Consider the following 20,895-nt stretch of genomic DNA (forward strand, 5'->3'; position numbering starts at 1 on the left):
TCATTCGCCACCAAATCTCCTTACAATCCCTGCTTTGTCAGCTGCCTAAGCAAGGATTCTGCATGCAAGCCGCCAACCCGCGTCGCGGGTACATTCTGGGCCTGAGTGCCTACATCATCTGGGGCCTGTTCCCGATCTACTTCAAAGCCATCGCCGAAGTTCCCGCTGTCGAGATCATCATTCACCGCGTGCTGTGGTCGGCGCTGTTCGGCGCCTTGCTGCTGATGGTGTGGAAGCATCCCGGTTGGTTGCGTGAGTTGCTCGACAACCCGAAACGTCTGGCGATTCTGGCCTTGAGTGGCACCTTGATTGCGGCCAACTGGCTGACATACGTGTGGTCGGTGAACAACGGACGCATGCTCGAGGCGAGCCTCGGTTACTACATCAACCCGCTGGTCAACGTGCTGCTGGGGATGCTGATTCTCGGTGAACGTCTGCGGCGCATGCAGTGGGTCGCGGTGGGCCTGGCGGCCATCGGCGTGGCGCAGCAGGTGTGGCAGGTCGGCAGCCTGCCGTGGGTGTCGCTGGTGCTGGCGCTGACCTTCGGTTTCTACGGTTTGATCCGCAAACAGGCGCCAGTCAAGGCCTTGCCGGGGCTGGTGGTGGAAACGTGGATGCTGGTGCCGATCGCCTTCGCCTGGTTACTGTTCAACCAGACCGCGACCAGCGCACAACCGGAATTCTGGACCACCTCCCAAGCCTGGTGGCTGGTGGCTGCCGGCCCGGTCACGCTGGTGCCGCTGGTGTGCTTCAACGCCGCTACCCGGCACTTGCCCTACACCACCATCGGCTTCCTGCAATACCTGGCGCCAACGCTGGTACTGCTGCAGGCGGTGCTGCTGTTTGGTGAGCATTTGTCGTCGAGCACGCTGATCGCGTTCATCTTCATCTGGGCCGGTCTGGCCGTTTACAGCGTCGATGCGGTGATCAGTTTGCGCCGACGCAGCTGATCAAAAAACGCACAAAGCTTCGCAGGCCACGGTTCTCGTGGCCTGCAACGTTCCTTCCCAAGGTTATCCACAGCGTGATCCCCGCCGTTTGTGCGCAAGTCACTGAATGCTGGCGGTTTTTTGATCAGTTCCCGGCAAGCCACGACCGACGTGGCGTTGCGCCCGGTCTCTACAGGTTATCCACAGGCAGGTGCACGTTAAAACTGGATAACCCGGCGGCGCTTAAAGGTCTGTGCGTAACACCAGTTCGACCATCAGATCATCGGCCAGGGTTTCCAGCCGCGATTGCAGCACGTCCAGCGACAGGGTCAGCGGCACCGCCAAAATCGCTTCGGCGTGAAACAAAGGCTCGCTGCTCATCGGTGCCGGGCGCACTTCGGTCACCAGCCGTTCGAGGTTCACCCCCTGCTCGCTGAGCAACCGGGTGATGTCGCGCACGATGCCCGGGCGGTCATTGCCCACCAGCTCCATGGCGATCGGTTTCCAGGTGCAGGACTGCTCGATGCCACTCTCGGCGATCAGCACGCGAATGCCCTGTGCCGCCAGTGCTTGTAAGGCATCGACTAATTCGTCGTAAGCCTCCGCCGGTACGCCCACCCGCAGAATCCCGGCGAACTGCCCGGCCATCCGTGACATGCGGCTTTCCAGCCAGTTGCCGCCGTGCTCGGCGATGCATTGGGCGATGCGCTCGACCTGCCCGGGCTTGTCCGGGGCAAACACAGTGAGTACGAGATGGTCCATGGCGCCGCCCTCTTGTCATGACTTTTGTTATAGAAAGGCAAGTATAGGCAAGCACCGACATTCAGCCGCCATGCTCAAGTGAACAACACCTGTGGCGAGGGAGCTTGCTCCCGCTGGCGGCCGCAGGACGCCCTCTCCAGTCAGTAATAGCTTTTGCGGGTGCATCGCACCCGAGCGGGAGCAAGCTCCCTCGCCACAAATGCAGGCTCAGCGAAGCTGAATGGAAGCCACACAGGATTTATGTGTACAACTTTTTATATTTAGCTGGAACAATCCGATGGTTTTTTGAGAACATCCCGTTCCGCGACGTGACCGCAATGCGTCATGAGGTCGCAGAACGACGTAATTAGTCTGATTTTCACAAGCGCAACGCATCATGTAGTATGCCTCGGCGCGCACTACATAACGCTGGATCGATGTCTGCCCAAGGCACGTTCGCAACCTTGAAAGCCCCGTCAGCAAGGCCCCCAAGCCGTTGATTGGTCCCAGCCCAGCCGCCAGCAATGGCATGTACTGGTCGGAAGGTTTGTGGTTTAAATGGCCAGAGGCTTCATTGTCAAATTGAAGAGCTGAAAAGCGAAATAGCTGAGCAGAGTGAGGCAAGCAATGACTGAACACGTTCAAGTCGGTGGCCTGCAGGTCGCCAAAGTCCTGTTCGACTTCGTGAACAACGAAGCCATTCCCGGTACCGGCCTCACCGCCGAAAAATTCTGGGAAGGTGCCGACAAGGTCATTCATGACCTGGCGCCGAAGAACAAAGCCCTACTCGCCAAACGCGATGACTTCCAGGCTCGCCTTGATGCCTGGCACCAGGAACATGCCGGCCAGGCGCACGACGCCGTGGCTTACAAAGCCTTCCTGCAAGAAATCGGTTATCTGCTGCCAGAAGCGGCTGATTTCCAGGCAACGACGCAAAATGTCGATGATGAAATCGCCCGTACCGCCGGCCCGCAACTCGTGGTGCCGGTGATGAACGCCCGCTTTGCCCTCAACGCCTCGAACGCCCGCTGGGGTTCGCTGTACGACGCCCTCTACGGCACCGACGCAATCAGCGAAGAAGGTGGTGCGGAAAAAGGCAAAGGCTACAACAAGGTGCGTGGCGATAAAGTCATCGCCTTCGCCCGTGCGTTCCTCGACGAAGCGGCGCCCCTGGCTGCCGGTTCCCACGTCGATTCGACGGCTTACAAGATCGTTGACGGCAAACTGCTGGTCACCCTCAAGGGCGGCAGCAACACTGGCCTGCGCAACGATGCACAACTGATCGGCTTCCAGGGCGATGCCAATGCCCCGATCGCGATCCTGCTGAAGAACCACGGCCTGCATTTCGAAATCCAGATCGACGCCAGCACCCCGGTCGGCCAGACCGATGCCGCCGGCGTCAAAGACATCCTGATGGAAGCGGCACTGACCACCATCATGGACTGCGAAGACTCCGTGGCCGCCGTCGATGCCGACGACAAAGTGGTGATCTACCGCAACTGGCTCGGCCTGATGAAGGGCGACCTGTCCGAAGAAGTCGCCAAGGGCGGCCAGACCTTCACCCGCACCATGAACCCGGATCGCACCTACACCAAGGTCGATGGCAGTGAACTGACCCTGCACGGTCGCTCGCTGCTGTTCGTGCGTAACGTCGGTCACCTGATGACCATCGACGCCATCCTGGACAAGGACGGCAACGAAGTGCCGGAAGGCATCCTCGACGGTCTGGTGACGTGCCTGGCGGCGATGCACAACCTCAACGGCAACACCTCGCGCAAGAACACCCGCACCGGCTCGGTCTACATCGTCAAACCGAAGATGCACGGCCCGGAAGAAGCGGCGTTCACCAACGAGTTGTTCGGTCGCATCGAAGATGTGCTGGGCCTCAAGCGCAACACCCTGAAAGTCGGGATCATGGACGAGGAGCGCCGCACCACGGTCAACCTCAAGGCCTGCATCAAGGCTGCCAGCGAGCGCGTGGTGTTCATCAACACCGGTTTCCTCGACCGTACCGGCGACGAAATCCACACTTCCATGGAAGCCGGCCCGATGGTGCGCAAAGCCGACATGAAGGCCGAGAAGTGGATCGGCGCCTACGAAAACTGGAACGTCGATATCGGTCTGAGCACCGGCCTGCAAGGTCGTGCGCAAATCGGTAAAGGCATGTGGGCGATGCCCGATCTGATGGCGGCGATGCTCGAACAGAAAATCGCTCACCCGCTGGCCGGTGCCAACACCGCCTGGGTGCCATCGCCGACCGCGGCTGCGCTGCACGCGCTGCATTACCACAAGGTCGACGTGTTCGCCCGTCAGGCCGAACTGGCCAAGCGTGCCCGTGCTTCGGTGGACGACATCCTGACCATTCCGCTGGCGGTCAACCCAAGCTGGACGCCGGAACAGATCAAGAACGAACTGGACAACAACGCCCAGGGCATTCTCGGTTACGTGGTGCGCTGGATCGACCAGGGCGTGGGTTGTTCGAAGGTGCCGGACATCAATGACGTCGGCCTGATGGAAGACCGTGCAACGCTGCGGATCTCCAGCCAGCACATCGCCAACTGGCTGCGCCACGGTATCGTCACCGAAGCGCAAGTGATGGAAAGCCTCAAGCGCATGGCGCCGGTGGTCGACCGTCAGAACGCCAACGACCCGCTGTACCGTCCGCTGGCACCGAACTTCGACAGCAACATCGCCTTCCAGGCGGCGGTCGAACTGGTGATCGAAGGCACCAAACAGCCGAACGGCTACACCGAGCCGGTACTGCACCGTCGTCGTCGCGAGTTCAAGAAGGCCAACGGCCTGTAACTAGCGCTGAAGCCGGACATGAAAAAGCCCTGATCTTGCGATCAGGGCTTTTTCGTTTGGACTGAACTCCCAGGCAGGCAGTAATCCCTGTGGCGAGGGAGCTTGCTCCCGCTCGGCGGCGCAGCCGTCGTAAATTCAGCGAAGGCGATGTGTCAGGATTAATGTGGATGCAGGATTTGGGGCCGCTTCGCAGCCCAGCGGGAGCAAGCTCTCGCCACAAGGGTAGCGGCTAAACACGATTACGGATCAATGCCCAATTCGTGTTTGACCAAGCCAAGCAACTTCGCCGTATCAATCGGCTTGAGCAGAAAATCCACCACGCTCAAATGCATCGCCGCGATGGCGTCCTTCACATCCGCGTCGCCGGAAACAATGATGATCGGCATCGCTGCCCTTACCGACTCGCGCACCTGCCGAATCAAGTCCAGACCACCGACGTTGCCCATGCGCAAATCAGTGATCACCAGGCCAATCGAGGGTTTTTCCGCGAGCATCTTCAGCGCGGTTTCGCCGCTGGCGGCGGTCATGCAATGAATGCCATCCAACGCGAGTATCTCCGACAAAAGCTCCCGGGCGTCCTTGTCGTCATCGACGATCAGTACACGCTGCGGCGGCAGATCGGGTTCGAGCATTACAGCACTGAGCGCTTCACGCTCGGCGTCGCTCAAAATATCGTGGTCGGACATGGGATTCTCTACGTTTTCAATTCAGTCACCTGGCACAGTCGTCAGACATCGCTAAGCAGAGCTTCAATGTGCACTTCGTCGGATTTTTTTCCAAGAGGCTGGCGGGAGAATTTCCGACTGTTTTTGTAGGGCACTTCCCAAATGTGCCGAACGGCAGCGCAAACCTAGACTTACGTCCAATGGGCACCCCGCGCGCAGGGGCCGACCATGGCTGCAACGATCCGACAACAACAATTCAAAAAAGACTGCGGTAATGGTTATGAGTAAAGCGGACGCCTTCACCCAGGCAGGGAAAACCGCGGTGTTGCAGAACATTCAGGGCACCCTGCAATTCCTTCAGCGCTTCCCGCCCTTCAATCAGATGGAACACGCGCACCTGGCTTATCTGGTGGAACAATGTCAGCTGCGTTTCTATGGCCAGGGTGAGAGCATCATCAAACCCGCCGACGGGCCGGTCGAATATTTCTACATCGTCAAACAGGGTCGCGTGGTCGGCGAACGCCAGCACATCACCCGGCCCGGCACCGAAACCACCTTCGAGATCACCACCGGGGAATGCTTCCCGCTGGCCGCGCTGATTGGCGAACGGGCGACCCGCACCGAGCATCTGGCCAGCGAAGACACCTTCTGCCTGCAACTGAACAAACCGGCGTTCATCAAACTGTTCGCCCTGTCCAACAGCTTCCGTGATTTCGCTTTGCGCGGGGTCAGCAGCCTGCTCGATCAGGTCAACCAGCAAGTCCAGCAGAAAGCCGTGGAAACCCTCGGCACCCAGTACTCGCTGAACACCCGCCTCGGCGAATTGGCGATGCGCCATCCGGTGACCTGCAGCCTGGACACGCCACTGCGCGAAGCGGTGAAGCTGATGCACGAGCAACAGGTCGGCAGCATCGTCGCGGTGGATGAACACAAGGCGCCGCTGGGGATTTTCACCCTGCGCGATCTGCGCGAAGTGGTCGCCAATGGCAGTGGTGATTTCAGCGAAACCATCGAGCGACACATGACCTGTTCGCCGTTCTTTCTGTCGCCCGATCACAGCGCATTCGACGCGGCGATTGCCATGACCGAACGGCACATCGCCCACGTTTGTCTGGTCAAGGATCAGCGTCTGTGTGGCGTGGTTTCCGAGCGCGACCTGTTCTCGCTGCAACGGGTCGACCTGGTGCACCTGGCCCGGACCATCCGCAGTGCCCAGCGCATCGAGCAACTGGTGAGCCTGCGCGGCGAGATCGGCCAACTGGTCGAACGCATGCTCGCCCACGGTGCGTCTTCGACGCAGATCACCCACATCATCACCCTGCTCAACGACCACACCGTGTGCCGGGTGATCGAACTGACCCTCGCCGAAAAAGGCGACCCCGGCGTGCCGTTCAGTTGGCTGTGTTTCGGCAGCGAAGGCCGGCGCGAACAGACGCTGCACACCGATCAGGACAACGGCATTCTGTTCGAAGCGCGGGACGCGGCACACGCGGCGGAGATTCGCGGCAAGCTGCTGCCAATCGCCCAGCAGATCAACCAGAGCCTGGCGCAGTGCGGCTTCAGTCTGTGCAAGGGCAACATCATGGCCGGCAACCCCGAACTGTGTCTGTCGCGGGCGGAATGGGCGCGGCGCTTTGCGGCGTTCATCCGCGAGGCAACGCCGGAGAACCTGCTCGGTTCGAGCATCTATTTCGACCTGCGAGTGGTCTGGGGTGACGAAAAAGGCTGCGCGCAACTGCGCCGGGGGATTCTCGATCAGGTCGGCGACAACCGTCTGTTCCAGCGCATGCTGGCCGAGAATGCCCTGCGTAATCGTCCGCCAGTGGGGCGTTTCCGCGAGTTTGTGCTGGCGCGCAAAAACGGCGAGAAAGCCACCCTAGACCTCAAGGTTCAGGGCCTGACGCCCTTCGTCGACGGCGCACGCCTGTTGGCCCTGGCCAATGGCATCGAAACCAACAACACCCTCGAACGCTTGCGCCAACTGGTTGAAAAAGAGGTGATCGAACGTCTCGACGGCGCCGCGTATGAAGAGGCCTATCATTTCATCCAGCAGACGCGCATGCAGCAACACCAGATCCAGACGCGGGAAAATCTGCCATGGTCGAACCGGGTCGATCCCGACAGCCTCAATCATCTGGACCGGCGCATCCTGCGTGAATCCCTGCGCCAGGCGCAGCGCCTGCAAAGCAGCCTGGCCCTGCGGTATCAGCTATGAGCCTGTTCTCGTGGCTGCGGCCGGCCAGCCCCCTGCTGTCGGCAGACCTGCAACAACGTCTGGCAAAACTGCCGGCGATCAGCGAACTGAAAGAATGCAGCCTGCGCGAACAGCGCTGGGTGGTGCTCGATCTGGAAACTACCGGGCTGAACCTGAACAAGGATCGCGTGCTGTCGATCGGCGCGGTGGTCATCGAAGACGGCGCGATCGACTTCAGTCAGCAGTTCGAGCGCACTCTGCAATGTCGGGAGCTGAAGCTCAGCCCGAGCGTGTTGATCCATGGCTTGGGGCCGAACGCGATTGCCGCCGGCAGCGACCCGGCCGAGGCGTTGCTGGAGCTTATGGAATTTATCGATGACAGCCCGGTGCTGGCGTTTCATGCGCCCTTCGATCAGCACATGCTTGGGCGCGCGCTGCGGGAACACCTGGGTTACAAGCTGCAGAATGTGTTTCTGGATGTCGCGGACATGGCGCCGCTGCTGTGTCCGCAGGCGAATATCCGCGAGGCCGGGCTGGACGAATGGATCGACTGGTTCAGGCTGGAGGTGTTCGAGCGGCACAACGCGAGTGCCGATGCGCTGGCCACGGCAGAGCTGGCGTTGATTCTGTTCAGCCGCGCGCGACAGCAGCAGATTCATAGTCCGCTGAATCTGCAGCAACGCTTGAGTCAGTGGAAGCGCCGACAGCAGGCGCCTTCCTTGTAGATTTTCGGCGCCTGTTCCGGCCCCTTCGCGAGCAAGCCCGCTCCCACCCTGGAACGCATTCCCCTGTGGGAGCGGGCTTGCTCGCGAAGAACGATGACGCGGTCCTGCTGATACCACCCGACCAGTGGCCAATTGCTAACCATTCCCACCTCTGCGAGAATCGCGAACAATTCTCGTTGGTTAACATTTCCCAATCGGTGCGTCTGGTGTCGTCAGTCCCAAGCCCTCACAGTGAACTCGTCGGTGCGTTGTATCGTGACCATCGCGGTTGGCTGCTGAGCTGGCTGCGGCGCAATGTGGCTTGCCCGCAACGGGCCGAAGACCTGAGTCAGGACACCTTCGTCCGTCTGCTCGGTCGCGATGAGTTGCTGACGCCGCGCGAACCCCGGGCGTTTCTGGTGGCGATCGCCAAGGGCCTGCTGTTCGACTACTTCCGCCGCGCCGCACTGGAGCAGGCCTACCTCGCCGAGCTGATGCTGATCCCCGAAGGCGAACAACCCTCGGTCGAAGAGCAGCAACTGATCCTCGAAGACCTCAAGGCTATCGACCGCTTGCTCGGCAAGCTGTCGACCAAGGCCCGCGCCGCCTTCCTTTATAACCGCCTCGACGGCCTCGGCCATGCTGAAATCGCCGCGAAGCTTGGCGTCTCCGTGCCGCGTGTGCGGCAGTACCTCGCGCAGGGCATCCGCCAGTGCTACATCGCCCTGTACGGTGAGCCGACATGAGCCCGGCCAGCTCCAAACCGGTCTCCGCGCAGGTGCTGGATGCGGCGATTGCCTGGCAGTTGTCGCTGGATTCCGGCAGTCCGCTGGAGCGCGAGGAGTTCGCCAAATGGCATGCAGCGAATGAAGAACACGCCCGCGCCTGGCGGCAGTTGGGCATGCTCGATCAGCGCTTCAGCGTCGCCAATGGCCCGGCCCGCGCGGCCCTGCTGCAATCGCGCGAAGGCATTCGGCGGCGCGTGCGCAAGCTCGGCAGCGGATTGGCCAGCGTGGTGGCGCTCGTCGGTCTGGCGTTGTTTGCCGGTGATCGCTACTTGCCGCTGGATTACTGGCTCGCCGATCAACGCACCGCCACCGGCGAGCAGCGTACGGTGCGGCTGGCCGATGGCACCGTGCTCAACCTCAACACCCACAGCGCGGTGGATGTGCGTTTCGATGCCAGGCAGCGGCTGATCGTGTTGCAGGAAGGCGAGATCATGGTCGAGACCGGTCACGGCGATACGCGACCGTTCATCGTCGAAACCCGCGAAGGCAGCATGCGCGCGCTGGGCACGCGGTTTCTGGTCAAGCGTGAAGACCAAGGCACGCGCCTGAGCGTCCTGCAATCGGCGGTGGCCGTGCATCCGCAAAGTCACCCCGAAGAGCAGATCCTGCGCGAAGGCCAGCAAGTGCTGATTCGCAACGACGGCCTCGACACGGTCGCTGCGCTCACGCCCGGCGCCGATGCCTGGACCCGCGGCATGCTCGTGGTAGACAACGCGCGGCTCGCAGACCTGGTGCATGAACTGGCTCGTTATCGCCGCGGATATCTGGGCGTGGCGCCGGAAGTCGCTGACCTGCGCATTACCGGCAGCTTCCCGCTGCACGACACCGACAAGGCCCTGAGCGCCCTGCTGCCGACCCTGCCGGTGCAGATCGAGCAGCACACGCCGTATTGGGTCACGGTGGCGAAGGCTGATACCAAGCCCTGAATTATCGAGTGCCTGACAAATTGCTTTCGCGAGCAGGCTCGCTCCCACATTGGAATGCGTTCACCTGTGGGAGCGAGCCTGCTCGCGAATGGGCCATCGGTAGCACCCTGGAAAAGGCTCTGCCCACTCCTTCAGCAGCCCCACTCCCAGTTAATCGAAATTATTTTCATCCAGCCCTATCACTTTTCAATTCTCGTCCGGCACACAGGCAATTGAGAAATATTTCCATTCAGGAGCCTTCGCATGTCCCGTTCGCTAGACACCTTGCTGCGCCCCAGTCTGCTGGCCGTCGCCATCGCCCTCAGCGCGCCGCTGATCGGCAGCCCGTTGCTCGCTGCCGAACAGGCCTCCAGCGTACGCGCCTACAACCTCCCGGCGGCGCCGCTGTCGACCACCCTGAACCAGATCGCCAGCCAGGGCGGCCTCGCGCTGTCACTGAATCCGTCGCTGGCGGCGGGCAAGACCTCCGCGCCGGTCAGCGGCCAATACGATGCCGCCGGTGCGCTGCGTGCTGCCCTGCGTGGCACCGGTCTGCAACTGGAACAAAGCAGCACCGGCACTTACACCCTGGTGGCGGTGCCGGAAGGGACACTGGCGCTGCCGGAAACCGCAGTCATCGGCGTGGAAAACCTGGAAACCGCCTGGGGCCCGGTCGAAGGCTACACCGCCACCCGCACCGCCGCTGGCACCAAGACCGACACCGCGCTGGTCGAAGCACCGCGCTCGATCTCGGTCGCCACCCGTCAGCAGATGGACGACCGCAGCGTGCACAGCCTCGATGACGCCGTGCGCTACATGCCAGGCATCACCGCCAGCAGCTACGGCAGCGACACCCGCGCCGACTGGCTGCGCGTGCGCGGTTTCGAGCCGACCCAGTTCCTCGACGGCCTGCCCTTGCCAAAAGGCGTGTACGCCAACCCGAAACAGGAAACCTGGAACCTCGATCGCCTTGCCCTGCTGCGTGGCCCGGCCTCTTCCGTCTACGGCCAGACCCCGCCGGGCGGCCTGCTGGACATGGTCAGCCGGCGCCCGAGCAGCGACGCCAGCAGCGAAATCCAGTTGCAGTACGGCAGCGACAACCACCGTCAGATCAACTTCGCCAGCACCGGCAAGATCGACGACGCCGGCCAGTTCCTCTACGGCATCAGCGGCGTGGTGCGTGACAGCGGCACCCAGATCGACCACATCGACAACAAGCGCTACAACATCGCGCCGAGCCTGACCTGGAACATCGACGACGACACCAAGTTCACCCTGCTGAGCCAATTCACCCGCGACGATACCGGTATTACCAGCCAGTTCCTGCCGGTGCAGGGCACCAAGATCGACATGCCGTTCGGTAGCGTCTCGCACCACAAAAATCTCGGCGATCCGGATTGGGAATACTACGACCGCACTTACTACGCGCTCGGTTATGCCTTCGAACACCGGCTGAACGATGTCTGGCAGTTCAAGCAGAACCTGCGTTACACCAAGTCGGACCTGTCGTTCCAGGCCCTGACCGTCGGTTCTTACCCGTACACCATGGTGGACGATCAAGGTAACGTCGGGCGCACCAGCACCAGCGTTGATGAAGACATCAGCCAGTTCGCGGTGGACAACAACTTCCAGGCCGACTTCGCCACCGGTGACATTCGCCACACCGTGCTGTTGGGGCTGGATCACCAGCGCAGCAACACCAACTACCTGTCGATCTACGGTGACGGCCTGAAAACCAACGTGCTGAACCCGATCTACGGCCAGCCGATCGTTCGTCCGGATCGCTCGACGGCGTATTACGACTACGACCAGAAGACCTACCAGACCGGCCTCTACGTGCAGGATCAGATGGCCCTCGACCAATGGCGCCTGACGCTGGGCGGTCGTGAAGACTGGGTCCACACCGGCACCACGTTCTTCAACAAGGCCGACGCGACCAACACCCAGCGCGACAAGAACTTCAGCGGTAACGCAGCGCTCAGCTACGTGTTCGACTCGGGCTTCGTCCCGTACATTTCCTACGCCGAATCCTTCCAGCCAACCACCGGCGCCGACGCCTCCTCCACCGGTTCGCTGAAACCGACCGAAGGCAAGCAATGGGAAATGGGCGTCAAGTACCAGCCACCGGGCAGCAAGACCCTGCTGACCGCCGCCGTGTATGACCTGACGCAGAAAAACGTCGCGGTCACCACCACCGTCGGCAACACCCCGATCACCAGCCAGACCGGCGAAGTGAAAGTCAAAGGCCTGGAACTGGAGGCGACCTCGGACGTCACCGATAACCTGAAGGTAATTGCCGCCTACACCCTGGCCAAGTCCGAAGTGCAGAAAGGCGACTACAAAGGCAACCGCCTGCAACTGATGCCGAACCAGCAAGCATCGCTGTGGACTGATTACACCTGGCACAGCGGCGTGCTCGACGGCTTCGGTATCGGCGGTGGCGTGCGTTATACCGGCAACACCTATGGCGATCAGGGCAACACCTGGCTGGGCAAGGCCAATGCCTACACCGTGTTCGATGCCTCCGTGCATTACGACCTCGGGCGTCTGGACAACAGCCTCAAAGGTGCGTCGGTCGCGGTCAACGCGACCAACCTGTTCGACAAGGACTACATCTCCACCTGCGACGGCTTCTACTGCTACTACGGCGACCAGCGCAGCGTCGTCGCCAGCGCCACCTACAAGTGGTAAGCGACTGAGTGCCAACCGGTCCTGTCATCAGGCCGTCCCTGCGGGGACGGCTTTGGTGTTTTTGAAGGTCACGAAATGAAAAGTAAAACCATCCGCCGCTGGTCGTTCATCCACACCTGGACCAGCCTGATCTGCACCGTGTTTCTGCTGCTGTTGGCATTGACCGGCCTGCCGCTGATTTTCCATCACGAGATCGAGCATTTGCTCGGCGATGCGCCGCAAGTGCGCGAGATGCCCGCCGACACGCCGCGCCTGAATCTGGCGCAACTGGTCGACGCCGCAGAAAAACATCGCCCCGGTGAAGTGGTGCAGTACTTCGGTTTCGAAGACGACGAGCCCAACGCCGTGCTGACGATCATGGCGAAAACCGCCGGCACCGAACCGAACTCTTCGCACACCTTCATGCTCGATGCGCGTACCGGTGAAGCGCTGGAAACCCCGTCGGCCAATGGCGGCCTGATGCTGTTCATCCTGCGCCTGCACGTCGACATGTTCGCCGGGTTGCCAGGCAAGTTGCTGCTGGCATTCATGGGCGTGCTGTTTGTGGTCGCGATCATTTCCGGCACTGTGCTGTATCTGCCATTCATGCGCCGTTTGCAGTTCGGCACCGTGCGTCAGGACAAGTCCACCCGCCTACGCTGGCTCGATCTGCACAACCTGATCGGCATCGTCACCCTGACCTGGGCGCTGGTGGTGGGCGTCACCGGAGTGATCAGCGCCTGCGCCGACCTGATCATCGCCGCGTGGCGCAATGACACGCTGACCGCCATGGTCGCGCCCTACCGCGATGCCCCGCCGCTGACCCGACTGGCCCCGGCCACCCGCCTGCTGGACATCGCCCGCGACGTGGCGCCGGGCATGAACCCGGATTTCATCGCTTTCCCCGGCACGCGGTTTTCCAGCGAGCACCATTATTCAGTCTTCATGAAGGGCGGCACGCACCTGACCTCGCACCTGCTGACGCCGGTACTGATCGATGCCAGCACCCTGCAAGTCACCGCCGTCGGTGAACGCCCGTGGTACATGGACGCCATGGGCATGTCACAGCCGCTGCACTTCGGCGACTACGGCGGCATGCCGATGAAAATCCTCTGGGCGACCCTCGACGTGCTGACCATCATCGTCCTCGGCAGCGGCGTGTACCTCTGGGTGGCGCGGCGTAAAGCGGCGAAACCGCTGACGACGGAGGCTGCTGCATGAAGCCGCGTCAGACGAATTTCTGGAAAGTGTTCAGCACCCCGCTGGTGATTGCGCTGCTGAGTGCGGCGGGGTTGTTCGCGGCGTTGTTGGGGGATGGAATCTGGGATGCGTTGAGCTGGGTCGGGCTGGGTGTGCCGGCGTTTCTGGCCGTAAGAGGCTTGCTGCAGCGTGGGTGATTTTTGTGCTGCCTGACAGGGCCTCTTCGCGAGCAAGCCCGCTCCCACAGGGGATTTGTGAACGAAACAGATCCAGTGTGGGAGCGGGCTTGCTCGCGAAGGCGGCCTGATGAACACCAGCAAATCCCTCGCCAGCCGCTCTGTATCTGACTAGGCTAACCTCCTGCTCTTCGATGACCACCGAGGTTTGCCAATGTCCGCCCCCAGCATGACCCTGTTCCACAACACGCTTTCCCCGTTCGTGCGCAAAGTGATGGTGCTGCTGCACGAGACCGGCCAGCAGGATCGCGTCGCTCTGCAAGACTGCGTCCTCACCCCGGTCAGCCCGGACGCTACGCTCAACGCCGACAACCCGCTGGGCAAGATTCCGGCCCTGCGTCTGTCCGACGGCAGCGTCATCCATGACAGCCGCGTGATCCTCGAATACCTCGACCAGCAGCACGTCGGCAATCCGCTGATCCCCCGCGAAGGTGCGGCCCGCTGGCGGCGTCTGACCCTGGCGTCGATGGCTGACGGGATCATGGACGCCTCGGTGATGGTGCGTTACGAACTGGTGCTGCGCGCCCCGGAAAAGCATTGGGATGAATGGCTCGACGCCCAGCGCGACAAGATTCGTCGCGCCCTGGCCTATCTGGAAAGTGACGCCATCGCCGAGCTGACCAGCCACTTCGACGTGGCGGCGATCAGCGTCGCTTGTGCACTGGGTTACATCGATCTGCGTCATCCGGATCTGGACTGGCGCAGCGCCAATCCGCAACTGGCCAACTGGTATTTCGACGTGAGCCAGCGACCGTCCATGGTTGCCACGATGCCCAAGCCTTAAGGCTGCGGCGCCTGTTCCGGCCTCTTCGCGAGCAAGCCCGCTCCCACATTGGAATGCGTACTCCTGTGGGAGCGGGCTTGCTCGCGAAGGCACCAACTCGTTTCCACAGGCAGAAACCCGACAATCCGCGTCACCAACTCTTCCTTCCAGCGCTGATCCTCACGCAACCCGCTCATTGCATCGCCTCCACATCAAACTCCAGCGGCTTGGCCGGTTTCTGCCCGATCCCGTACCAGTCGAGTTTGCGCGTCAGCACCATGAACACCCCGAGCAGGCCGAACAACAGCAGCGAGCCCATCAGCAGCGCGTAATCCTCGGCGCTCAGCAGGCCATACAGCAGGCCATACAACGCCGCCAATCCCACAGAAAAGCTCAGGCCATGACGCACGCTGTGCAGCACGTGGCAAACATAAAACCCGATCAACAACACACAGCCACTGGCCGACAGCAGATACGCCAGGGCAAAGCCGATGTGCTCCGACAACGACAGCAGCAACAGGTAGAAGAACGCCAGCGCCACCCCGACCAACGCGTATTGCACCGGGTGCACCGCCAGACTCTTGAGCACTTCGAACAGGAAGAAACCGGCGAACGTCAGGACGATGAACAACAGCGCATATTTGATCGCCCGATCACTCTTCAGGTACTGATCCACCGGATCGATGAAGCTCACACCAAAACTGCGCCCGTTGAACGCCTCGCAGTCATTGCCCATGACGCACCGGCTCATGGCTTCTTGCAGGTTGGTGGAGAAGAACGTGGTCTGCCAATCCGCGCTGAAACCCTGATCGCTGATCTCGCGTTTGCCCGGCAAGAAGTTGCCGACAAAGCTTGGATGCGGCCAGTTGGCGGCAAGACTGACGTGGCTGGTCTTGCCCACCGGCAGCACCTGCAATGAACCGGTGCCTTGCAGACGCAGGTCGAAACCGAAGGTCAGCTCCGTGGCGTTACGGGTGTCCAGCGCCGGCAACGTGACCCGCACCCCTTCGCCGAGCCAGCCGACCTGGGTGCCGGGCACGAAGTCCAGACGTTGGCCGTCGACTTCCAGTTTCAGCGCGTTTTCGATGCCGCGAATATCGCTGATGCCCACCGCCAGAAACGGCGCATCGAACTGGTAGTCGGCAAAATCTTCCTGGATCCCCAACTGCGCCGGCAACGAGAAATGCCCATTGATGCGATTGTCGACGTGGAACAGTCGCGCTTCGTAAATACCGCGATTGCGCAACTCGGTCTGCACCTGGCCATCGAGTTCGAAGCGCTCCGGCAAAAAATACAGACGACCGCGTTCTTCACTTGGCTCGTCGTAGCGCTGGTTGGTTTTGTCGTTGAGCTTCCAGTTATGAATCACTTTGCGATACGGCACCACCATCACCGGCCCGCTCAGTTGCTGGCTGTTACTGGAGCTGCGGGCAATGTCTTCAAGCACGCCATCGCGCCGTTGCTGGCGGTCATCGATGATGCCGTCGATCATCAGCAGCGGTATCAGCAACAGCAGGATCAACAGGGCAATCGCCCCGAGCTTTATGGTCAGATTCTTGTTCATGGGACTCTCCCTGTTTGGATGGGCAGAGTCTGGTGTTGATGTATGAGGGGAATGTGGGGGGAATATGGAGATTGTGTGGAGACTGCACCGGCCCCTTCGCGAGCAAGCCCGCTCCCACAGTTGATCTTTGGTGTGACAGAGACCTGTGTTTCAACACCCCCCCTGTGGGAGCGGGCTTGCTCGCGAAGGCAGCGACGCGGTTTCAAGGCAAGCGCAAAGTCAGTTCCACGCCATTCTCGACGTTGCGGATCTGCATCGACCCACCATGCAACTTCATCACCTCTTCAACGAAGTTCAGCCCCAAACCGGTGCTCTTGCGCCCACTGTCCGGACGCGGCAATGAATAAAACCGTTCACTCAAACGCGGTAAGGCGTACTCGGGAATCGCCGCCGCTTCGTTGAACAAGCGCAACTCGACCTGCTCTCCAACACGCTCGGCACTGAAACGCAGCAACCCGCCGATCGGGGTGAAATCCAGCGCATTCTCCAGCAGATTGCCCAACGCCTGACGCAGCAGAAACGGCTCGCCGATCAGCAACAGATCCGACGCAATCGTCTGCTCGACCTTGAGCCGCCGGCCTTCGATCCGCGCTGCCTGCGCCTGCAACAACTCGTCGACCAGTCCTGCCAGCGGCACCGCCACCCGCTCCTCAAGCCCCTGCCGCTGCTCGACTTGCGCGAGGTTCAACAGGCGCTCGATCAACTGCTGCATCCGCGCGCTTTCGCTGTCGATGTTGCCGACAAAACGCAGGCGCTGAATCGCTGGCATCTCATCCTGCAGCAACTCCGCCGCACCGCGAATCGCCGCCAGCGGACTTTTCAATTCATGGGTCAGGGTGTGCACGTAGCGTTCGACGTAAGCCTTGCCTTCGAGCTGGGTACGCATCTGCTCCAGCGCCGTGGCCAGTTGTTCCAGCTCGCCGCCACGATAATGCGGCACTTCAACCCGGCGCCCTTCACTCACCGCTTTGGCGTAGCCGGTCAAACGGTGCAGCGCGCGGCTCAGCCACCACGACAGCAAGGCGCCGAACAGCAGGCCGAGGCCGATCAGCCCGGCACCGTAAAACAACAAGCGCCGCTCGGTACGATCAACATAAGGCTGCAATGAGCTGTTGGGTTTGGCCACGGTGACCACGCCGATGATCCGCCCGTTGTCGCGGATTGGCGCACCGACGTGCATCACCGAGGACGCCGGGTCGTTCGGATCGCTGCGGGTCGAGCGCGCGCCGTATTCGCCGCGCAGGGTCAGGTAGACGTCGTTCCAGCGCGAGTAATCCTGCCCGACCGCCACGCCGCTGGAATCCAGCACCACGATGCCTTTGGCGTCGGTGACGTAGATGCGGTGGTTGACCTGGTTTTTCGGCAGGCCCCAGATCGTCGCCTGTGGCTGGCGCTCACCGTAGGCGCGCAGCAATTCGGGCCAGCGGTTCTCGCTGAGCGTGCCGGCCTTGAAATCATCACGGAGAATTTCCGCCATCAGGTTGGCGGTGTCGACCAGGGTTTCTTCGGTGGACTGGCGCACACCCGGGCGGATTTCTTCCATCACCGTGTTGAGCACGAAATAACCGGTCAGGCCGACAAACAGCACATACACCAGAAAAATCCGCAGCCCCAGCGACATCAGCTGTGTCCCGGGCTGTAGCTGTAGCCGAGGCCGCGATGGGTCTGGATCGGCTCGGCGTCGGCCCGCACCAGACGCAGTTTGGCGCGCACGCTCTTGATGTGGCTGTCGATGCTGCGCTCGTAGACGGCGTCGGCGGCAACCCCCAGCGCGTCGAGCAATTGCTCGCGGCTGAACACTCGCTGCGGTTGTTCGAGCAGGCATTGCAACAGGCGGAATTCGTGGCGGGTCAGATTCAGCGGCTGGCCCCGGTAGACGATCTGCACGCGCTCGGGATCGATGCGAAACAGCGCCGAGGAGGTTTCAACCACGGGACGCGGCGCCATGCGCTTGAGAATCGCCCGGACCCGCGCGGCGACCTCACGCGGGCTGAACGGCTTGACCACGTAATCGTCGGCGCCGATCTCCAGCCCCACCACCCGGTCGATCTCGGCGTCCCGGGCGCTGAGGAACAGCACCGGCACTTCACTGAAGCGCCGCAGCTGTTTGCAGGTTTCGAAACCGCTGATGTCCGGCAGGCCGATGTCGAGAATGATCAAGTCAGCCGGGGTCTGCCGTTGATGCTCCAGCGCCGCCGCGCCGAGGCTCAGCCACGTGGTGGCAAACCCCTCGCCCTGCAGGGCAAAAATCAGCGTGTCGGCAATCGCCGCTTCGTCTTCGACAATCAGGATATGAGGCATGGCGTCCGAGCCCATGGGTTAAGTGCGCGAACGGTGCCCCAAGCCTGACCTTACGTCAATGAGACCACTTAACAGTCCGGCTTGTCGGCGGTGAAACGTCGTGCCGGGTTCACTGCCGCGCCGAACTCGCGCAGGGCCTTGGCGCCGATCAGCAGGGGATAGTTGAAGTGACTGCGGTCGGTCAGGTTGACCTCAACGGTGCGCTTGACGTTGCCCAGGCACAGCTCCAGATCGACCACCGGACGCTTGGCGACTTCGGTGACGTCGCGATCTTCATCGTCCTCGTCGGAGCGACTCTTGATCTTGCTGATCCGCGCGACCTTGTGCTCGTAGACCTTGTTATCGGCATCCTTGGTAGCGAGGCGAAAACGCACCCAGTCTTCGCCATCACGGGTGAAGGTCTCGATGTCCTTGGCCGACAGCGAAGCGGTCAGTGCGCCGGTGTCCATCTTGGCCTTGAGCACCTCACCACCAATTTCCGGCAGCGCGATGTATTCGTAACGCCCGTACAGGGTCGGCTCGGCGGCCATGACCGGCAGGGCGACGAGGGCAAACAGTGCAAGGAGGGATTTCACGTAGAGGGCTTCCTTGGAAAATGAGGGCGTCAGACGCGAGATTTTAGACAGCCATTGGGCAATTCGTTCGCCCTGAATCCGCCTTCGCGAGCAAGCCCGCTCCCACAGGGGATCGGGGATCTGTTGAAGATGGCATGCACACTGAAGATCCACTGTGGGAGCGGGCTTGCTCGCGAAGAGGCCAGCCCTGCCAGCACAGTAATCAGCTCCAGCATAGCCAGCCAAAAGTGAAACATTCGTCACCATCAATTTGGCCTGTCGCCCGAAGCCACTTATCATGGCGCGCCCATCCGCCTTCATAGAGTTGCTTATGCGCCGCCTGCTCACCGGCTGTTTCGTCACCCTGCTGCTGTTGCTCAACACCCTGATTCTGATCGGGCCATTGCTGGTCTTTGCCCTGCTCAAACTGATTGCGCCGGGGCGCTGGCGCGATTACGCCTCGTGGACGGTGATGTGGATTGCCGAGACCTGGGCGGAAATCGACAAGCTGATCTTTCGCCTGTGCATCCCCACCCAATGGGACATTCGTGGCGGCGCAGACCTGCGCGGTGACACCTCGTATCTGGTGGTCAGCAACCACCAGTCGTGGGTCGACATTCCAGCGCTGATCCAGACCCTCAACCGGCGCACGCCGTTCTTCAAGTTCTTCCTCAAGAAAGAACTGATCTGGGTGCCGCTCCTCGGTCTGGCGTGGTGGGCGCTGGATTACCCGTTCATGAAGCGCTACAGCAAGGCGTTCCTCGCCAGGCACCCGGAGCTGGCCGGCAAGGATCTGGAAATCACCCGACAGGCCTGCGAGCTGTTCAAGCGCCAGCCGGTAACGGTGGTGAATTATCTGGAAGGTACTCGCTACACCGCGGCGAAAAGCGCGCAGCAGCAATCACCGTTCAAGCACCTGCTCAAACCCAAGGCGGGTGGCGTGGCATTTGTTCTGGCGGCGATGGGCGAACAGCTGGATGCGCTGCTCGACGTGACCGTGGTCTATCCACAGCAGAAGATTCCGGGGTTCTGGGATTTGATCAGCGGCAGCGTGCCGCGGGTGATCGTCGACATCCAGACCCGCGAACTCGACCCGGCGCTGTCGCAGGGCGATTACGAGAATGATCCGCTGTTTCGCCAGCAGGTCCAGAACTGGGTCAACCAGCTCTGGACCGAGAAGGATCAGCGCATCAGCCAACTGCGCGGCGAGCGCGCCTGAATCAGCTACCGGTGCCGGCGCCCCAGATGCTGCCCAGGCTCTGCAGCAGCGGGCCGCCGACGCCTTGGTCACCCAAGTACTTGAGCAGCACCGGGGCAAACTGGCCGACCATGCCGCTGTCCATGCCCAACGCGCCGAAGGCATTGTTCAGGTCGCTGGTGTTCTTGACGTTACCCAGCGCGTTTTCCAGCCCGGCGGATTTGCCCGACGAGCCGAGCAACCCGCTCAACGCCGCCAGGTTGCCGCTACCGCCCGACAGTTTGTCGATGCCCGGCACTTCTTTGGCCAACTGCGAATAATCGGTGCTGCTCAATTGGTTCTTGGCCAGGCCAAGCATGGCGCTGGTGCCACCGACGGCTTGCTGCGGCGTAACGCCGAGATCGGTGACTGCTTTCAGCAAACCAGCCGTTTCCGAGGTCGGCGCGGCGGCGGTGGCAGCGTTGCCACCCTGCATGCTTGCAGCCGCTTTTGTCACATCGTCCAGACTGAAGCCGGCAAACACCGGGCCAGCCGCAAGGGTCATCAGTGAAGCCAAGGCAATACCGCGTGAAATCTTCATTCAGACATCCTCTTGCGCTGTGGTGACCGCCCCTCAATGGGCGGCAAAACTGCCGATTTGACCGGGTTTCAGCCAGCATGTTCCTCGCCGGCGCATCC

General features: G+C 61.5%; 18 protein-coding genes. 11 read left to right on the forward strand and 7 right to left on the reverse strand.

What is annotated here, in order from left to right; all coding sequences use genetic code 11:
- Nucleotides 1–62 precede the first annotated feature (62 nt).
- Nucleotides 63–950 (forward strand): EamA family transporter RarD, encoded by an 888-nt coding sequence (gene rarD / locus V9L13_RS18165; RefSeq protein WP_003228916.1) that lies wholly within the window; start codon nt 63–65, stop codon nt 948–950.
- 222 nt (nt 951–1,172) lie between these two features.
- On the opposite strand, the gene V9L13_RS18170 is transcribed toward rarD, so the two are convergent.
- Nucleotides 1,173–1,691: a glycine cleavage system protein R gene (locus V9L13_RS18170; protein ID WP_003228919.1), complete on the reverse strand. Its 519-nt coding sequence runs from the start codon at nt 1,689–1,691 to the stop codon at nt 1,173–1,175.
- Between the two features lie 606 nt (nt 1,692–2,297).
- On the opposite strand from V9L13_RS18170, the gene V9L13_RS18175 reads away from it, so the two are divergent.
- Entirely contained in the window at nt 2,298–4,475 is a 2,178-nt protein-coding gene (locus V9L13_RS18175; protein WP_338800165.1) for a malate synthase G, read from the forward strand.
- Nucleotides 4,476–4,714: 239 nt separating this feature from the next.
- On the opposite strand, the gene V9L13_RS18180 is transcribed toward V9L13_RS18175, so the two are convergent.
- Nucleotides 4,715–5,161 carry a response regulator gene (locus tag V9L13_RS18180; RefSeq protein WP_007966541.1) on the reverse strand — a complete coding sequence of 149 codons (447 nt, stop codon included), beginning with the start codon at nt 5,159–5,161 and terminating at the stop codon, nt 4,715–4,717.
- Nucleotides 5,162–5,420: 259 nt separating this feature from the next.
- Here V9L13_RS18180 and V9L13_RS18185 point away from each other — a divergent pair, with 259 nt between their 5' ends.
- The 8 genes from V9L13_RS18185 to V9L13_RS18220 all read left to right on the forward strand — a co-directional run bounded on the left by V9L13_RS18185 (nt 5,421) and on the right by V9L13_RS18220 (nt 14,621).
- Nucleotides 5,421–7,355 carry a DUF294 nucleotidyltransferase-like domain-containing protein gene (locus V9L13_RS18185; RefSeq protein ID WP_315975171.1) on the forward strand — a complete coding sequence of 645 codons (1,935 nt, stop codon included), beginning with the start codon at nt 5,421–5,423 and terminating at the stop codon, nt 7,353–7,355.
- Complete coding sequence (locus V9L13_RS18190; RefSeq protein WP_338800166.1) at nt 7,352–8,059, forward strand: 3'-5' exonuclease; 708 nt, start codon at nt 7,352–7,354, stop codon at nt 8,057–8,059. Before V9L13_RS18185 ends, V9L13_RS18190 begins: the two co-directional genes overlap by 4 nt.
- 206 nt (nt 8,060–8,265) lie before the next feature.
- Complete coding sequence (locus tag V9L13_RS18195; RefSeq protein WP_226500998.1) at nt 8,266–8,784, forward strand: RNA polymerase sigma factor; 519 nt, start codon at nt 8,266–8,268, stop codon at nt 8,782–8,784.
- Nucleotides 8,781–9,752, forward strand: coding sequence for a FecR family protein (locus V9L13_RS18200; protein ID WP_338800167.1), 972 nt, complete (start codon nt 8,781–8,783; stop codon nt 9,750–9,752). Before V9L13_RS18195 ends, V9L13_RS18200 begins: the two co-directional genes overlap by 4 nt.
- Before the next feature lie 243 nt (nt 9,753–9,995).
- The gene (locus V9L13_RS18205) at nt 9,996–12,422 is read left to right on the forward strand and encodes a TonB-dependent siderophore receptor (protein ID WP_338800168.1); all 2,427 of its coding nucleotides are present in this window, start codon (nt 9,996–9,998) and stop codon (nt 12,420–12,422) included.
- Nucleotides 12,423–12,497: 75 nt separating this feature from the next.
- On the forward strand, nt 12,498–13,622 hold the full coding sequence (locus V9L13_RS18210; protein WP_338800169.1) for a PepSY domain-containing protein: 1,125 nt from the start codon (nt 12,498–12,500) through the stop codon (nt 13,620–13,622).
- Nucleotides 13,619–13,798: a hypothetical protein gene (locus V9L13_RS18215; protein WP_338800170.1), complete on the forward strand. Its 180-nt coding sequence runs from the start codon at nt 13,619–13,621 to the stop codon at nt 13,796–13,798. Before V9L13_RS18210 ends, V9L13_RS18215 begins: the two co-directional genes overlap by 4 nt.
- A gap of 193 nt (nt 13,799–13,991) precedes the next feature.
- A complete protein-coding gene (locus V9L13_RS18220; protein ID WP_338800171.1) occupies nt 13,992–14,621 on the forward strand; it encodes a glutathione S-transferase in 630 nt (209 codons plus the stop codon).
- A 172-nt stretch (nt 14,622–14,793) separates the two neighbouring features.
- Here the strand turns inward: V9L13_RS18220 and creD are convergent, their stop codons facing one another.
- The 4 genes from creD to V9L13_RS18240 form a co-directional block, all read right to left on the reverse strand.
- A complete protein-coding gene (gene creD / locus V9L13_RS18225) occupies nt 14,794–16,164 on the reverse strand; it encodes a cell envelope integrity protein CreD (RefSeq protein WP_338800172.1) in 1,371 nt (456 codons plus the stop codon).
- A gap of 202 nt (nt 16,165–16,366) precedes the next feature.
- Entirely contained in the window at nt 16,367–17,785 is a 1,419-nt protein-coding gene (creC, locus tag V9L13_RS18230) for a two-component system sensor histidine kinase CreC (RefSeq protein WP_338800173.1), read from the reverse strand.
- Nucleotides 17,785–18,465: a two-component system response regulator CreB gene (creB, locus tag V9L13_RS18235; protein WP_338800174.1), complete on the reverse strand. Its 681-nt coding sequence runs from the start codon at nt 18,463–18,465 to the stop codon at nt 17,785–17,787. The genes creC and creB overlap by 1 nt, the downstream gene beginning before the upstream one ends.
- 68 nt (nt 18,466–18,533) lie before the next feature.
- Nucleotides 18,534–19,040 (reverse strand): ATP-dependent zinc protease, encoded by a 507-nt coding sequence (locus V9L13_RS18240; protein ID WP_103486433.1) that lies wholly within the window; start codon nt 19,038–19,040, stop codon nt 18,534–18,536.
- Between the two features lie 310 nt (nt 19,041–19,350).
- Between V9L13_RS18240 and V9L13_RS18245 the strand changes: the two genes are divergently transcribed.
- A complete protein-coding gene (locus tag V9L13_RS18245; protein ID WP_338800175.1) occupies nt 19,351–20,238 on the forward strand; it encodes an acyltransferase in 888 nt (295 codons plus the stop codon).
- 1 nt (nt 20,239) lies between these two features.
- On the opposite strand, the gene V9L13_RS18250 is transcribed toward V9L13_RS18245, so the two are convergent.
- Nucleotides 20,240–20,797, reverse strand: a complete 558-nt coding sequence (locus tag V9L13_RS18250; RefSeq protein ID WP_338800176.1) for a DUF2780 domain-containing protein — start codon at nt 20,795–20,797, stop codon at nt 20,240–20,242.
- Between the last annotated feature and the right edge of the window lie 98 nt (nt 20,798–20,895).

It is taken from the genome of Pseudomonas sp. RSB 5.4 (assembly GCF_037126175.1).
GTDB lineage: Bacteria > Pseudomonadota > Gammaproteobacteria > Pseudomonadales > Pseudomonadaceae > Aquipseudomonas > Aquipseudomonas fluorescens_H.